Source organism: Rhizobium sp. Pop5, assembly GCF_024721175.1.
Lineage (GTDB): Bacteria > Pseudomonadota > Alphaproteobacteria > Rhizobiales > Rhizobiaceae > Rhizobium.
In genome coordinates, this window is the sequence record NZ_CP099399.1 from 1,752,164 (window position 1) to 1,767,236 (window position 15,073).

Sequence of the window (15,073 nt, forward strand, 5' to 3'; positions counted from 1 at the left end):
CCCGGTTACGCCTCGACAACTTCCGCCCGTTTCGCTTCGATCTGCCCGAGCGCGTCGACCACCGCATCGAAAGTCAGCATTGTCGATGCGTGGCGGGCTTTGTAGTCCCGCACCGGCAGCAGATAGCGCATGTCTTCAAATCGCCCGGCGGGGCCCGCTCCGTCCGCCTTCAGCATGGCGAGCATGTCCTGGCGTGCCTGGCGTAGTTCGGCCGATGTGGCTCCGACGATATGGCGGGCCATGATCGAGGACGAGGCCTGTCCGAGCGCGCAGGCCTTCACGTCATGGGCGAAATTGGTGACGATATCGCCGTCCATCTTGAGCCAGATACGCACCTTCGAGCCGCAGAGCTTGGAGTGGGCCTGGGCGCTCGCATCCGCATCCGCAAGCGTGCCGGTCAACGGAATATTGCCCGCGAATTCGAGGATCTTGCTGTTGTAGATGTCGTCCATTCTGGATTCCGCTCCAAAATCGCTGCGGATCGGTCCCATCGGCCTGTTATTGTCGTCGAAACAAAAAACACACCGTGTCGCCTAAGAATACTTACATACCATGACGGTCTTCCTATATGTATGTCGTTCGAAGGCCATGAAAATGCAATGGCCTCGTGTAAGTTTGATTGGGAAACCGTGCCGGACGGGTATTGAATCAGCCCTGAAAGCCCCGGAGCCTGCCAAAGGTGCATGAATTCCCGCATGGGACTGACCAGTGGCGATTCCGACAGACGGGTCCGCGATGCGGACCAGGAGACCATTGATCATGGACGCCATCGTAAAGAACTTTCCGCAGACGAACCGCGAGTCTGATCGGCCTTCCCAACAGGAGGCCGAGGAAGCCGTGCGCGTTCTGCTGCGCTGGGCGGGCGACAATCCGGCGCGCGAAGGCCTGCTCGAGACGCCGGCGCGCGTAGCCAAAGCCTACCGCGAGCTTTTCGCCGGCTACGACATGGCGCCGGAAGACGTGCTCGGCCGCACCTTCGAGGAGGTTGCCGGCTACGACGATATGGTCCTCGTCAAGGACATTCCGTTCTATTCGCATTGCGAACACCACATGGTGCCGATCATCGGCAAGGCCCACGTCGCCTATATGCCGGATGGCCGCGTGCTCGGCCTGTCGAAGATTGCCCGCGTCGTAGAGATCTACGGCCGCCGCCTCCAGACGCAGGAGACGATGACCGCGCAGATCGCCCGTGCCATCGACGATACACTCAATCCGCGCGGCGTCGCCGTGATGATCGAGGCCGAACACATGTGCATGGCGATGCGCGGCGTTCAGAAGCAGGGCTCGACCACGTTGACGACGACATTTACGGGAACGTTCAAGACCGAACCGGCCGATCAGGCCCGTTTCATGAGCATGGTGCGGAGCCGCTGATACCGGCTCCCACAGGAGGGCCGCGATGAGTCAACTGATCTTCAATCAACCATCCGAGGACAAGTCCGCGTTGGAGGACGCCGGTGATTTCACACCGCGTTTCGACGACCGCGGCCTGATCACCGCGATCGTGACCGATGCCGGCGACGGCGAACTGCTGATGGTGGCGCATATGAACGCCCAGGCGCTGGCGCTGACCATCCAGACCGGCACGGCCCATTATTTCAGCCGTTCGCGCGGCAAGATCTGGAAGAAGGGCGAGACCTCGGGCAATCTCCAGACGGTCAAGGAAATCCGCACCGATTGCGATCAGGACGCCATCTGGCTGAAGGTCGAGGTCGCCGGTCACGACGCTACCTGTCATACTGGCCGCCGCTCCTGCTTCTACCGGACGATCACGCTTCGGGACGGAAAGCCGATGCTTGATATCGTCGATGACGAGCTTCATTTCGATCCGCAGGACGTTTACGGAAAATAGCCCGATTTCCTCGGGATTTGCCCCTTATTGCGCCAAAAGCCGCTTCTATATACCATTTGGAAACGGATCGGACACACTATCGGAAACCAAGTGTTCTGCTGGGAGGGGAGAGCGCCATGCTGAGCTGGAGTCTGCATCGTCAAAGCTCTGAGGGCGAGGGTTCCGGTTCCGGCATATCTACCACACTTGAAACAATCCCTCCTCCGGCGCCTGCCAATAAGATCAAGATCGCTCTCGCGCTCGGCGGCGGTGCCGCCCGAGGATGGGCTCACATCGGGGTGCTGCGCGCCCTTGACGAGGCAAAAATCGAGATCGGCATGATTGCCGGCACCTCGATCGGCGCGCTGGTCGGCGGTTGTTATCTCGCCGGCAAGCTCGATGAACTCGAAAGCTTCGCGCGCTCGCTGACCATGCGCCGCATCGCAAGCCTTCTCGATCTCACCATCGGCGGCAGCGGCCTCTTCGGTGGCATGCGGCTGACCAAGCGCATGCAGGAGCATCTCGAAGGCCTGAACGTCGAAGACCTCGACCGGCCGTTCGTCGCCGTTGCAGCCGAGGTCAATACCGGCCACGAGGTCTGGATCGCCAATGGTTCGCTGATCACGGCGCTGCGCGCTTCCTATGCCCTGCCCGGCATTTTCGAGCCGGTGCGCAGCAACCACCGCACGCTGGTCGACGGTGCGCTGGTCAATCCGGTGCCCGTCTCCGTCTGCCGCGCCTACGAGCAGCCGCTCGTCGTCGCCGTCAATCTCAACTACGACCTCTACGGCCGCTCCGCCGTCGTCCGGCACAATGCCAGCCTCTCGCCACAGGAGGTGCAGAAGCAGGAAGAGGCGCCTTATGCGCGCCTCGGCATGACCGGCGTCATGGTCCAGGCCTTCAATATCATCCAGGACCGGATTGCCCGCGCCCGCCTTGCCGGCGATCCCCCTGATATTTCGCTGCAGCCGCGTCTCAGCTATATCGGCCTTTCCGAATTCCACCGGGCCGGCGAAGCGATCGAACGCGGCTACGAGGAAGCCAGAGCCCGGCTCCCCGAAATCCAGCGTATGCAGGAAGTCTACGCGAGCCCTCCCTGATGCATATCGAGGTTTTCGAACGGCGACATGCCTCAAACAAGGCCGGCGAAAACCTCAGCCGGCAATATAGGCCTTGATGTCCTCGGCTTCGCGCTCGACTTCGGCGATACGCGATTTCACCACGTCACCGATCGAGATGATGCCGGCGAGTTTGCCGTGGCTTTCCACCGGTACGTGACGGAAACGGCGGCTGGTCATCAGTTCCATCAACTCATTGACGGTCGTTTCTTCGTGGCAGCGATAGACTTTTGACGTCATCACCTGAGAGAGCGGCTGATCGAGGCCCTCCTTACCATGTTTGGCGATGGCGTGGACGAGATCGCGCTCGGTGAACATGCCCGAAATCCGGTTTTCCATCCCGACGACGACGATGGCGCCGATCTTCTTCTTGCTCAGGACGTTGGCCGCCTCGGCGACCGTGGTGTTCGGCCCGACGGTGACGACGTCCCTGCCCTTCAGGTCGAGGATTGCTTTGACTGAACTGGTCATTCGAACCTCCTATGTCCGTGTAACACTTGTCACAGGCATCCGCGGCGGTTTTCTCCCCCCAGCGCGAATATAGGTCGATGGTGCACCGCCCGGCTCAGGATTGCAATATATCCTTCCCGGTAATGGCCGGTTCCACAGGCGGGCGCGGCGCCCGGTCGAAAAGCGAAAAAAGCAGGAAGCCGAAGACGAAGCCGCCGATATGCGCGTCCCAGGCGATCGCCTGATCGCTATCGCCCGCGAGCGGTATGCCGACGGCGATCAGCGCGTTGCCGATGAGCCAGAGCAGCATGAAAATCACGACAGTCCGGCTCTTCAGCGCTTCGAAGATGGAAAGCCGCGCATTGAGATGTGTCGGCATGGACAGCATCAGCCGCTGGTCGGCCGGAAAGGCGAATCGGCAGGCAGCCCCCATCAACCCGGAGATGACGCCAGATGCGCCGATGAGCAGCGATATGTCGCCCCAGTTGAGCGCGGTGTGCACGGCGGCGGATGCGACGGAGGAGAGAATCCAGAAGAGAACGAAACGCAGCGTTCCGATCCGGCGCACGACCGGTGCGCCGAAAGCCATGAGCCAGAATCCGTTGAAGACGATGTGCTGGACGCTGCCATGCAGCAGCGAATAGGTGACGGGCGTCCAGAACAATTCCCACCCCTGCTGCGACAGCGGAATCACGTAGCGGGCGGGAACGAAGCCGAAGGTGAAGAGCAGCCAGCTTACCGCATCGTCGGACAGCACCAGCGTCTGCACCGCATAGATGAGGACCAGCAGGCAAAGGCTGAAGAACAGCGCAGGCGGAAGGTTGAAGACCGGTACACGCGGTGGCCGTGCCGGCGGCTGGACCTCGGGAGGTTCGGGCGCCTTGTTCGGCTCGGCCGTCTGCTCGTTCATCTGTGTTTTGCCTCGTTGAGGCCACAGCCATACAGGAGCGCCCGGCAAAAAAAAAGCCGCCCGCAGTGTCGGGCGGCGTAACCCGGAACTCCTGGAAAGACCTGGCCCGGGGAGGTTGTGCTGAACTTCGAAAGTCGAAGCGATGGAGGGACAGTGTCATGAGAGACGCCCCATCTCAACCGAAACCATTTCTTAACCTTAACCGCCGGGATTTGGCATGAAATCCGCAAGGTAAAGCCTGTGAGGGCCATGACGGCCTGAAATTGCTCCGGAATGGGACAGGCTGGTGTGAAATGCGTTTACAGACGACCATCGAAATATTTGACTACTGGAACCGTATCCGCGGCACCGCGGATGCACCGTTGAAATCCCAGGTCGAACCTTCTGCAGTCCCCCATCTTCTCCAGAGTCTCTTTATTCTGGAGACACGCGACGGCGGAGACATCGGTTTCCGGCTTGCCGGCACCCGCATCTGCGATCTCTTCGGGCGAGATCTGCGCGGCGAACGCTTTTCCTCGCTCTGGGCGAATGGCCAGCATACCGATATCGAACGCACGGCGATGGGCGTGATGGACCATGCAATGCCGGCGCTGTTCAATGCCACCGGCTACAGCACCGTCGGCCATCAGGCTTCTTTCGAGATCGTTATGATGCCGCTACGCTCACGAGATGGCGCCTGCGATCGGCTGCTCGGCGCGATCGCACCAGCGGCGGCCGCGAGCTGGCTGGAGATCGTGCCGCTCGAATTCCTGGCGCTGGACCGCAGCCGCCTGCTGCCGACACATTTCGGCAAGGCCGTGCCGGCCGTCCCGCGCCCGATCAACGAGGTCGTCGCCGGCAGAGGCGCCCGTTTTGGCGAGATCATGCGCCGTATGGTGTCGCAGTTGCTGACGAGCGTGGAGGCGCGCTGACGGTCCCGTTTTGAGACAACAGGGATACTCGTTTTCGGCTAGGCTGGGATGGGGCGGAACAACCTTCTGTTAATGGATTGCGGGTAAAGATCGAGCTCTGCCATTTTCATGAAGAAGCCCTTTGATGCACTCGTTCCAGTCAGCTCAGACGCAAAGACCTGCGCCGCGCCCTGAACAGGGCGTGTTCCAGCGTGTGCCCATCAATATGCAGGGCCGGCTGATGCTTGCCAATTACGAGGAATTCGAATGCATGGTGATCGACATGTCGCCTGGCGACATGTACGTCACCTGCCTCGGCCGACCCCGCGCCAGCGAACGGGTGGTCGCCTATATCGATCATCTCGGTCGCGTCGAAGGTTACGTTCAGACGATTGACGGCCGCGGCTTCACCATGTCGATCAACGCCACCGACCGCAAACGCGAGAAGCTTGCCGCTCAACTCACCTGGCTTGCCAATAAACACGAGCTCGGCCTGCCCGAAGATCGCCGCCACGACCGCCTGACACCGCGAGACGTCAAGACCGAACTCACGCTCGAGGATGGCACGCGCTATTCCTGCCGCATCATGGACCTTTCGCTGTCGGGCGCTGCCATCGACGTCGAAATGCGTCCCTCCATCGGAACGGCGGTGCGTCTCGGCAATATGCGCGGCCGTGTCGTTCGCCACTTCGTCGAAGGTGTCGCGATCGAATTCCTCTCGATCCAGTCCCGCGAGACGCTGCGCGAATTTCTTTAGGCCGTCTTCCATTCGTCATCAAAGTATCGGATATGACCCGCATCTGTCGCGGGTGCGCCGATGTCACCTCTTTATCCTGAAATCGAACCCTATGATCATGGCCTGCTCGATACGGGCGACGGCAACATGATCTATTGGGAGGCCTGCGGCAACCCGGCTGGCCTGCCGGCGCTTGTGCTGCATGGCGGGCCGGGTTCCGGTTGTTCGACCGCCGCCAGGCGCCAGTTCGATCCCGATGCTTACCGGATCATTCTGTTCGATCAGCGCAATTGCGGCCGCAGCCTGCCGAGCGCAGCCAATCGAGAAACCGATCTTTCCCTCAACACCACCTGGCATCTCATCGCCGATATCGAACGGCTGCGGACCCATCTCGGCATCAACAGCTGGCTCCTTCTCGGTAATTCCTGGGGTTCCACGCTGGCGCTCGCCTATGCCGAAACCCATCCGAATCGGGTCCGCGCAATCGTCATCGCTGGCGTGACTACCACGCGCCGCTCGGAGATCGACTGGCTCTATCGTGGCATGGCGCCTCTCTTTCCCGAGGAATGGCACCGTTTCCGTCAGGCGATTCCGTCTGGCATGCACACCGAGGACGAGGATATCGTCACCGCGTATCATCGTCTTCTCAACGATCCGGATCCGGAAACGCGCCTCAAGGCGGCACGCGACTGGCATGATTGGGAGGCGGCCTCGATCCTGCTCGCCGATCCCGTAGGCCTGCCGCGCCGCTGGTCCGATCCCGGCTATCTGCTGACGCGCGCCCGCATCATTAACCACTATTTCGTACACGGCGCCTGGCTTGAGGAAGGCGTGCTGTTGAAGAATGCAGCGCGACTCAGCGGTATTCCCGGTGTCCTGCTGCAGGGCAGGTTCGACATCGAGGCGCCGCTTGTCACCGCCTGGGAACTGGCTCGCGCCTGGCCGCAAAGCGAACTCAGGATCATCGCGCGCGCCGCCCATTCCACTTCAAATCCCGATATGAGCGCGGCGATCGTTGCCGCCACCGACCGATTTCGCGACTTTCCTCAAAAATAATTTTTCCGCCGAACCCGCGGATGTGAGCGATATTCTGGTTCTGAACCGGTCGAATAGGCCGACTTCTGGGGCATCGCCCGTCGGTTACGCGCCGCGGCTCGCCGTAGCTGGTGCAGCGGAATTTATCCGGCTCAACGAAAATCCTTAACGCCAGGACGGCAGCCCAAGCCTTTTGCGGGCGAAAGGCTTGTTGCGTGAATTATAATTTTAATCGATTTCGAGACAAATCCGCGTCAAATTTTATGCGCATTCGAGATTGTTTTGAGTCAAATTTTATCGGCATTTGAATCAACTAAGCCTTTAATTCTATTACGTAATTTTGCGTGAGATAAAAACGTCTATGCCATTGTCGCTCCATCTCACGGGGAGACGGCAATGACAACTGCGAATATCCTGAAAGGCGGCCTTATGGCCGGTGCCATCATGATGGCGATGGCGGGTTCGGGACAGGCGATGCCCGCCAGCATGGCACTGGCAGGCAATGCCAGCCCGCCGATCGGACACTACGAATTCTGCAAGGCGAATCCGAAAGAATGCGCCTATGCCGGCGGCGATGCCGGTCCGGCCATTCTTACCGAGGATCGCTGGAAGGAAATCCTCAAGGTCAACTACACTGTCAATTCGACGATTCAACCGGAGACGGATGAACAGATCTACGGCGTCGAAGAGCGCTGGGCCTATCCCACAACCGTCGGCGATTGTGAGGACTATGCCCTCTTGAAGCGCAAGATGCTGATCGACGACGGCTTCTCGCCGTCCGATACGCTGATGACGGTCGTGCTGCAGCCAAACGGCGAAGGTCATGCCGTGCTGACGGTTCGCACCGATCACGGCGACTTCATCCTCGACAACATGCGCAACAAGGTGCTGCTGTGGTCGGATACCGAATACACCTTTCTGAAGCGCCAGTCCGCCGACGATCCGGCTCGCTGGTCGAAGCTTCAGGACGGCCGCGCTGTCGCGGTTGGTAGCGTCAAGTAAAATGGCCCGCCGGCCTTGCCGGCAACAGGCCTCGGCCCGGTCAGTCCCCGCATCCCGTCCCCGACCGGTGCCCAAGAGCCGTTCCCGCTGTCCCGGGAACGGCTCGCCCATTTTTAGCCTGGGCAAGCGTTAGCTCACCTCTCGGTGACGCTGTCCCAGGACAGCACACCGGCTATATTTTTAGTGAATTATTAACCCTACCGGCCCGATGATGACGACCAGATTCATCACCGGCACCGGCGGCTCATGTTCATCTTGCGGCGGACCGAAACGCGAAGAACCGCCATGAGCCACGCCGTGCACAGCGCACCGGAGGAGCAACCGCTCCTTTCCATGGGTTTCCTGCTCCGCACAATGACGGTGATCGCCGTCCTTGCGGTTCTGACCGTCGCGATCAGCATTGGCGGGCGCTGGTTCGGCCGGCATATCTCGCTCGCCGGCAATACCGACAGCACTGCTGAAATCACCCTGACCATCGGCCGCGATACGGTGAAATTTCCCGAGAATGCCATCCGCTTCCCGAGCCAGAGACATGAAGGTGCCGCCGAGCGCGTCGATCTCTACCTCGCCTGGCCTGATCTGCAGGGTTATGGCAAGGCCAACCACCTTCGATTCGACGATATTGCACAATCCTCCGGTCTGATCTTTCTGCAGGTCACCCAGAGCACCATGTCGCGCGACATGTCCGGGCGGCTGGAGCCGATCTATTCGCATCTGCTGGAAGGAACGCCCGAGCCCTTTCGCGACGGCTTGACGCTGCATCGTCTTCGCGCCGACGCGGGCTACGGCGACGAGGTGCTGCTGACGGCACCCGTGAAAGGCGGACCGGACTACGTCGTGCGCTGCATATTGCCTTCAGCCCCGGACAAGGCGGCAAGCGGAGATTGTCAGCGCGATATCAAGGTCGGCAGGGATCTCAGCGTTCTCTACCGCTTCTCCAGCAGCCATCTCGATGACTGGGAACATATTGATGCCGCTATCCGCACCTTTGTGGAGGCGCGTCTGGTGAACCGTTCCGCGACGGGTTCCTAAAATGCAGCTAAGCGGCGAAATAAACGATTCATCATAAACGGATTGGTAACGCCCAACCGTTAGTTTTGAACGACGGACTGTGCGGCGGGAGGTGTGCGGTTCCGGCCGAATATCTGAAGTGCCAAATATCTGAAATGCAAAGCGAAGAGTGGAATAGTGTCAAGGTCAGTCTCCTCCGTATCATCGTCCCGATCTGGCAGCGTTTTCGCAAGGCTGTTAGCGGTCCTTTCGGTGGCCGTCAGCATCGTGCTGGTCGATTCGATTAGTGCCGAAGCGGAAGCGGCAAATCCGAAATATGCGGGCATCGTCGTCGACGCCAAGACCGGTAACGTTCTCTACAGCGAGAATGCCGACCGGCTGCAATATCCGGCCTCGCTGACCAAGATGATGACCCTTTATATGACCTTCGAGGCGCTGGAGCAGGGTCGCATCCGTCTCGATACGCCGGTCCCCTTCTCCGCTCATGCTGCAGCCCAGGCGCCGACCAAGCTTGGTGTGCGCGCCGGCGGCACAATCACCGTCGAACAAGGTATTCTCGGTCTCGTCACGCTTTCGGCCAATGATGCCGCTACCGCTCTCGGCGAGATGCTCGGCGGCGGCAGCGAGGATCGCTTTGGCCAGTTGATGACCGCCAAGGCGCATGCGCTCGGTATGACGCGCACCACCTACCGCAATGCCAACGGTCTGCCGAACACGGCGCAGATGACGACGGCGCGCGATCAGGCGCGTCTCGGCATCGCTCTTCGCCAGCATTTTCCGCAATATTACGGTTATTTCTCCACCCGCGCCTTCAAGTTCGGCACCCGCACGATCCGCAGCCATAACCGCCTGGTCGGTTCCGTGCGCGGCGTCGACGGCATCAAGACCGGTTATACCCGGGCTGCCGGCTTCAATCTTGTGAGCTCGGTGCAGGTGGACGGCAAGTCGATCGTCGGTGTTGTCCTCGGCGGCGCATCGACGCCCGCCCGCGACACCCAGATGCGCAACCTGATTGCGACCTACCTGCCGAAGGCTTCGAGCCGCGGCGGCTCCTCGGCGCTGATCGCCCAGGCAGCCCCTGCCCCGGCGCCGGCGATCATTGAAACGCCCGCTCCGGTCGAGCCGCCGAAGGCTCCGCAGCAGGTCGCAAAAACGATCACACCAGCACAGCCGCCGGTTTCGGCCGCCGTCGCTGATCTAAGCCTGCCGCACAAGGGACCGCAGCCGGATGCGCGCTATCAGGTCGCCGAGACCGAGGTGGCCTACACCGAAACCGCTGCGCCGAAGACCGACAATCCGCTGGTGACCCAGGCAATGCCCGCGCCGACCAAAGTCAAGACCAAGACCTTCAAGCCGCAGGCTGCTGCCGCGGCCCCAGCCGAAGACAGCGATAACGCCGTCGACAACGTCACGACCGCGTCGACCAGCCCGACCACGGCCAAAGACGGGCCGGCCGGCTGGGTCGTGCAGGTCGGCGTTTCGCCGAGCCGGCAGATGGCCATGGACCTCCTGGATAGCGCCAAGAACAAGGGCGGCAAGGCGCTGGCCTCGGCGAAACCCTTCGCAGTCGCCTATGGGGCCGGCAATGATCAGGTGTACCGCGCTCGCTTCGGTGGCTTCGACGATCAGCGCGACGCCGTCAACGCCTGCAAGGCCTTGAAGAAGGCCGGCGTCAAGTGCTGGGCCGCCGCCCAATGACCTATTCGATGCTGCTCACGCAAGTGCTGGCGGCATCGGTGACGACCGGAATCGGTGTTTGCGTTTCCGGTCACCATTTTTGAACTCGATCAGTATTGCTTACGGGGAAAACAATGGCGATCAATGAGAATGTTCCGGGAACGCCTTCAGAGCGCCGCGCCGCGGCCAAGATGCGCTCCTCCTTGCATCCGTTGCACGAGGCCGCTTTGCGCCTCGCCGAACTCGGTCTGCAGCGGCCGAAGGCGAAGTCTGCGAAGACCCGGGATCTCATCAATCTGCTGCTTTGCCATGGCGCCCGCGCCTGGCGCTATTCTCAGCCTGAGGCGCGCATCCACCTGCACGTGACCTCGCCTGATGGCAGTGCGCCGGTGCAGTTGCGTCTGCGTTGAACCGCAGAGCGTCCGACCGGCCGCACTATCGCTTTCAATGCATGCGAGACCCCGAAGATCGATTCCGGTTTTCGGGGTCTTCCGTTAGAGCAGTCCGAGTTCCGTAAGTTCGCGGCGAAGATCGGCCGGCATTTCGGTAATACCGTCGCCAAGGCTCGTCAGGTCGCGCGGCACGTCGTCCTGGGTGTAATAACGCCAGCCCTGGAAGGGGCGCTTCGGCTGCACGGCCGTCTCGATGACCTCGGGACCCAGCACCAGCTGGCAGCGAGAAATCCCGTCGCCGTCCGTAAAGGTCTCGATGTCGAGCAGCTTCTGCCGGGCCTGCACCTGGCCCTTGATCACCCAGTAGAGCGAGCCTCCGGCAAGCAACTCCTCCGTCCGTTTCGGTACCATGCGGGTCGTGTGCACCGAATGCGGCTCAAGACCGGCGGCGATGGCCCGCAGCGATCGCTCCGCCACCCATTCGCGCAGATCCTCGATCGAGTCGGCCCCGACACAGAGCTTGATGAGATGCAATGCCATGCTGCCGTTGAAATCCTTTTGGCAGCGAGCGTCAAGCGTCTAAAGCATGTCGCACAAAAGTGTGCAGCGGTTTTGCGATCACCACATCCACGAACCAAAGATCTCAGTGCAAACTCAGCATTCGACGACGTTGACGGCAAGGCCGCCGGTCGAGGTTTCCTTGTATTTTTCGCTCATGTCGTGACCGGTCTGGCGCATCGTCTCGATGCAGGCGTCGAGCGGCACGAAATGCTGACCGTCGCCCTTGACTGCGAGCGATGCCGCGGTGACCGCCTTGACCGCGCCGAGCGCGTTGCGCTCGATGCAGGGCACCTGCACGAGGCCGGCGACCGGATCGCAGGTCATGCCGAGATGATGCTCGAGCGCGATTTCGGCCGCGTTCTCGATCTGCTCCGGCGTGCCGCCCATGACGGCCGCAAGGCCGGCGGCGGCCATGGCGGCCGCCGAACCGACCTCGCCCTGACAGCCGACTTCGGCGCCCGAAATCGAGGCATTGTGCTTGATGATGCCGCCGATCGCGGCGGCGGTCAGGAGGTAATCGCGGATACCTTCCTGGTCCCAGTCCTCGTGGAAATGCTCGTAGTAGCGGATCGTCGCCGGAATGACGCCTGCCGCCCCGTTGGTCGGCGCCGTCACGACACGCCCGCCGGCAGCATTCTCCTCGTTGACGGCCATCGCATAAACGCTCAGCCAGTCGTTGGCGAGAAGCGGATTGATGCGGTTGCTGCGCCACTCCTCTTCCAGCTTGTCGTGGATCTTGCGCGCCCGGCGCTTGACGTTGAGGCCGCCGGGCATGATGCCTTCCACCTTGAGGCCGCGCTCGATGCAGGAGCGCATTGCCTCCCAGATGCGGTCGAGCCCCTGGTCGAGTTCCTCGCGCGAGCGCTGGCTCTCCTCGTTTGCCCGTTTCATCTGCGCGATCGAAAGCCCGGAGCGCTCCGCCATGTCAAGCATCTGCTTGGCGGTCGAGAAGGGATAGGGAACGCGCGTTCCACTGGCCGAGTTCTTCTTCGCCCGCATCTGCTCCAGTTCGGTGTCGGTGACGACGAAGCCGCCGCCGACCGAATAATAGATGCGCTTGAGGAGCAACCGGCCGTCTTTGTCATAGGCGGAAAAACTCATGCCGTTGGCATGGCCGGGCAACGGCTGCTTCTTGTCGAAGATCAGGTCGGTCTTCGGCTGGAACTGATAGGAAGGATGGCCCGCCGGCGCGATGCTGCCGGTGCGCTCCACCGTATCGATGATGCCGTCCATCTTGTCCGGATCGACGCTGTCGGGAGCCTCGCCCATCAGCCCCAGGATGACCGCCCTGCCCGTGCCGTGGCCGATTCCGGTATGGGCAAGCGAGCCGTGCAGGCTGACCTTGATCGCAGCGACCTGCGCGCCCGACGACGGACGTGGCCATTCGTTCGACAGGATCAGCTCGAGAAACCTGTTGGCGGCGGACATCGGACCCATCGTGTGCGAGCTCGACGGCCCGACACCGATCTTGAAGACATCGAATACCGAAAGAAACATGGATGCGCCTTTTGAACACGAGTATGCAAGCTTAAGTGATGCCGGCTCCGAACCTGTGCGGTTGACCGACATCGCATGGAGTCGATGCGACATCCACACAGCAGACTAAAACCAAGTGACCCGCCTTACCAGTCATTGCAGCATTTCAATGCATATGTAGAGTGGCGCGCATTCATGCGGAGACTGAATCACTGATGACGACGGCGGACTACATCGCACTGGCCTTCTTTGCCTGTGCCTGGGCGGGCTATTCCTGGCTGCTGAAGGGCCGCACCTTCTTCGGGCGCACCAGCCTGACGCATGCGATGATCGAACGGCGCCGGGATTGGATCTACAATTCGCTGCGCCGCGACCTGAAGATGATCGACACGCAGATCATGGCCGGCCTGCAGAACGGCACGGCCTTCTTCGCCTCGACCTCGATCTTTGCGATCGGCAGCTGCTTCGCGCTGCTCGGCGCCACAGAAAAGGTCGATGCCGTCTTCGCCGACCTGCCCTTCGTCTTCCACGGCGGCCATGCCGCCTTCGAGCTGAAGGTCGGCGGGCTGGCAGCGCTTTTCGGTTATGCCTTCTTCAAGTTCGGGTGGTCCTATCGGCTCTTCAACTATTGCACCATTCTCTTCGGCTCGATCCCGATGATGCGGGACACCGAAAACGACGTTATCGCTGCCGAGCGGGCGGCCGAGCGCGTCATCCGCATGAACGTCATCGCCGGCAGCAATTTCAACGAGGGCCTGAGGGCGATCTTCCTGTCGATCGGCTATCTCGGCTGGTTCATCAACCCCTATGTCTTCATGGGGACGACGGCGATCGTTATCTTCGTGCTGGCCCGTCGGCAATTCTTCTCCGAAGCGCGTCTTGCGATCATGGATGCCGGTTCGCCATCAAATCTCCACCTTTCTGCTATTCGCCGCGACATGCCGTCGCGCGACGGAAACGATTTGCCTGAGGGCCTCTGATGAAATTGCTGGCAATTGAAGCCGATGCGGCGGCAAGACCCCCGCGCATCGGTCTATTGGATACCGCGCGCGGCGTCGCGCTGATCGCCATGGCGACCTACCATTTCAGCTGGGACATGGAGTTCATGGGCTATCTCGCGCCGGGCTCGGCCGAGACCGGCTGGCTGAAAATCTATGCCCGGGCGATCGCCACGACCTTTGTCTTCATCGTCGGCATCAGCCTGGCGCTCTCGAGCACGCCCGAAGTGCGCTGGCCCGCTTTCTGGAAGCGTTTCGGCATGATTGCCGCCGCGGCCGCGCTCATCTCGATCGCCACGCGCATCGCAATGCCGAACGAGTGGATCTATTTCGGCATCCTGCATTGCATTGCGGTGCTCACGCTCATCGGCGTTGTCTTTGTCAGGCTGCCGCTTGCTTGCACGCTGATCGTCACGATTGCGCTACTGGCCGCGTGGATCACCGACAATTTCGGAACACCGGGGCTGCTTCGATCGTCGTTCTTCGATCCCAGATATCTTGCCTGGATCGGCCTTGCCGAGATGCCGGAGCGCTCCAACGACTACGTTCCGCTCTCTCCCTGGGCAACGCCCTTTTTCGCAGGATTGAGCTTTGCCTCGATCGCCCTCAGAACCGGGATTGTCCACCGGCTTGCCGCTATCGGCACCGGCTCCTGGTGGACGGCCAGGCTCGGACGTCACAGCCTCGCCTTCTACCTCATTCACCAGCCGGTTCTGATTGCCATCGCCTACGGACTTTCCCTTGTGGTACCGCCGCCGAAGCCTGATCCGGTCGAAACTTACCTAAAGCAATGCAATGCCGCTTGCGTGATGCAGCAGGGCGAAGCGCTCTGCCAAAGCTTCTGCCAGTGCACCTTGAGCAAATTGCAGTCCCAGGCTCTGCTTGCGCCCTTGCAGGCGCGCGAGATCGACGTACAAAACGATGAGCGAGTCCAGACGATCGCGGCCGAATGCAGCGCCGAGGCGCAATAAAGGCCGCCGCCGCTC

17 protein-coding genes are annotated in these 15,073 nt (G+C 61.2%); 12 read left to right on the forward strand and 5 right to left on the reverse strand.

The window, feature by feature from the left end; genetic code table 11:
* Positions 1 to 5: 5 nt before the first annotated feature.
* Positions 6 to 452 carry an iron-sulfur cluster assembly scaffold protein gene (locus NE852_RS10840; RefSeq protein WP_008526212.1) on the reverse strand — a complete coding sequence of 149 codons (447 nt, stop codon included), beginning with the start codon at positions 450 to 452 and terminating at the stop codon, positions 6 to 8.
* A 307-nt stretch (positions 453 to 759) separates the two neighbouring features.
* On the opposite strand from NE852_RS10840, the gene folE reads away from it, so the two are divergent.
* From folE to NE852_RS10855, 3 genes are all read left to right on the forward strand, one after another.
* Positions 760 to 1,374, forward strand: coding sequence for a GTP cyclohydrolase I FolE (gene folE, locus NE852_RS10845; RefSeq protein ID WP_008526210.1), 615 nt, complete (start codon positions 760 to 762; stop codon positions 1,372 to 1,374).
* A 25-nt stretch (positions 1,375 to 1,399) separates the two neighbouring features.
* Complete coding sequence (gene hisI, locus NE852_RS10850) at positions 1,400 to 1,852, forward strand: phosphoribosyl-AMP cyclohydrolase (protein ID WP_008526208.1); 453 nt, start codon at positions 1,400 to 1,402, stop codon at positions 1,850 to 1,852.
* A 116-nt stretch (positions 1,853 to 1,968) separates the two neighbouring features.
* Complete coding sequence (locus NE852_RS10855) at positions 1,969 to 2,931, forward strand: patatin-like phospholipase family protein (RefSeq protein ID WP_008526206.1); 963 nt, start codon at positions 1,969 to 1,971, stop codon at positions 2,929 to 2,931.
* 54 nt (positions 2,932 to 2,985) lie between these two features.
* Here NE852_RS10855 and NE852_RS10860 read toward each other — a convergent pair whose 3' ends face one another.
* Positions 2,986 to 3,420, reverse strand: a complete 435-nt coding sequence (locus tag NE852_RS10860) for a CBS domain-containing protein (RefSeq protein ID WP_008526202.1) — start codon at positions 3,418 to 3,420, stop codon at positions 2,986 to 2,988.
* Positions 3,421 to 3,514: 94 nt separating this feature from the next.
* Complete coding sequence (locus NE852_RS10865) at positions 3,515 to 4,309, reverse strand: rhomboid family intramembrane serine protease (RefSeq protein ID WP_258156508.1); 795 nt, start codon at positions 4,307 to 4,309, stop codon at positions 3,515 to 3,517.
* Between the two features lie 293 nt (positions 4,310 to 4,602).
* Here NE852_RS10865 and NE852_RS10870 point away from each other — a divergent pair, with 293 nt between their 5' ends.
* The 7 genes from NE852_RS10870 (at position 4,603) to NE852_RS10900 (ending at position 11,070) form a co-directional block, all read left to right on the forward strand.
* Entirely contained in the window at positions 4,603 to 5,220 is a 618-nt protein-coding gene (locus NE852_RS10870; protein WP_008526190.1) for a PAS domain-containing protein, read from the forward strand.
* A gap of 124 nt (positions 5,221 to 5,344) precedes the next feature.
* On the forward strand, positions 5,345 to 5,956 hold the full coding sequence (locus NE852_RS10875; RefSeq protein ID WP_008526188.1) for a PilZ domain-containing protein: 612 nt from the start codon (positions 5,345 to 5,347) through the stop codon (positions 5,954 to 5,956).
* Positions 5,957 to 6,016: 60 nt separating this feature from the next.
* Entirely contained in the window at positions 6,017 to 6,991 is a 975-nt protein-coding gene (gene pip / locus NE852_RS10880) for a prolyl aminopeptidase (protein ID WP_008526187.1), read from the forward strand.
* A 375-nt stretch (positions 6,992 to 7,366) separates the two neighbouring features.
* A complete protein-coding gene (locus NE852_RS10885) occupies positions 7,367 to 7,972 on the forward strand; it encodes a transglutaminase-like cysteine peptidase (RefSeq protein WP_008526185.1) in 606 nt (201 codons plus the stop codon).
* A gap of 246 nt (positions 7,973 to 8,218) precedes the next feature.
* Complete coding sequence (locus tag NE852_RS10890; RefSeq protein WP_037171296.1) at positions 8,219 to 9,004, forward strand: hypothetical protein; 786 nt, start codon at positions 8,219 to 8,221, stop codon at positions 9,002 to 9,004.
* A gap of 156 nt (positions 9,005 to 9,160) precedes the next feature.
* Entirely contained in the window at positions 9,161 to 10,681 is a 1,521-nt protein-coding gene (locus tag NE852_RS10895; protein WP_037171285.1) for a D-alanyl-D-alanine carboxypeptidase, read from the forward strand.
* Between the two features lie 113 nt (positions 10,682 to 10,794).
* Complete coding sequence (locus NE852_RS10900) at positions 10,795 to 11,070, forward strand: hypothetical protein (protein ID WP_008526171.1); 276 nt, start codon at positions 10,795 to 10,797, stop codon at positions 11,068 to 11,070.
* A gap of 84 nt (positions 11,071 to 11,154) precedes the next feature.
* Here the strand turns inward: NE852_RS10900 and NE852_RS10905 are convergent, their stop codons facing one another.
* Together NE852_RS10905 and NE852_RS10910 are read right to left on the reverse strand one after the other, a co-directional pair.
* On the reverse strand, positions 11,155 to 11,592 hold the full coding sequence (locus NE852_RS10905) for a DUF1489 family protein (RefSeq protein WP_008526169.1): 438 nt from the start codon (positions 11,590 to 11,592) through the stop codon (positions 11,155 to 11,157).
* A 114-nt stretch (positions 11,593 to 11,706) separates the two neighbouring features.
* Positions 11,707 to 13,110 carry an L-serine ammonia-lyase gene (locus NE852_RS10910; protein WP_258156509.1) on the reverse strand — a complete coding sequence of 468 codons (1,404 nt, stop codon included), beginning with the start codon at positions 13,108 to 13,110 and terminating at the stop codon, positions 11,707 to 11,709.
* Positions 13,111 to 13,304: 194 nt separating this feature from the next.
* Between NE852_RS10910 and NE852_RS10915 the strand changes: the two genes are divergently transcribed.
* Both NE852_RS10915 and NE852_RS10920 read left to right on the forward strand, forming a co-directional pair.
* Complete coding sequence (locus NE852_RS10915; RefSeq protein ID WP_008526153.1) at positions 13,305 to 14,069, forward strand: DUF599 domain-containing protein; 765 nt, start codon at positions 13,305 to 13,307, stop codon at positions 14,067 to 14,069.
* Positions 14,069 to 15,058 (forward strand): heparan-alpha-glucosaminide N-acetyltransferase, encoded by a 990-nt coding sequence (locus tag NE852_RS10920; protein ID WP_008526151.1) that lies wholly within the window; start codon positions 14,069 to 14,071, stop codon positions 15,056 to 15,058. The genes NE852_RS10915 and NE852_RS10920 overlap by 1 nt, the downstream gene beginning before the upstream one ends.
* Positions 15,059 to 15,073 lie beyond the last annotated feature (15 nt).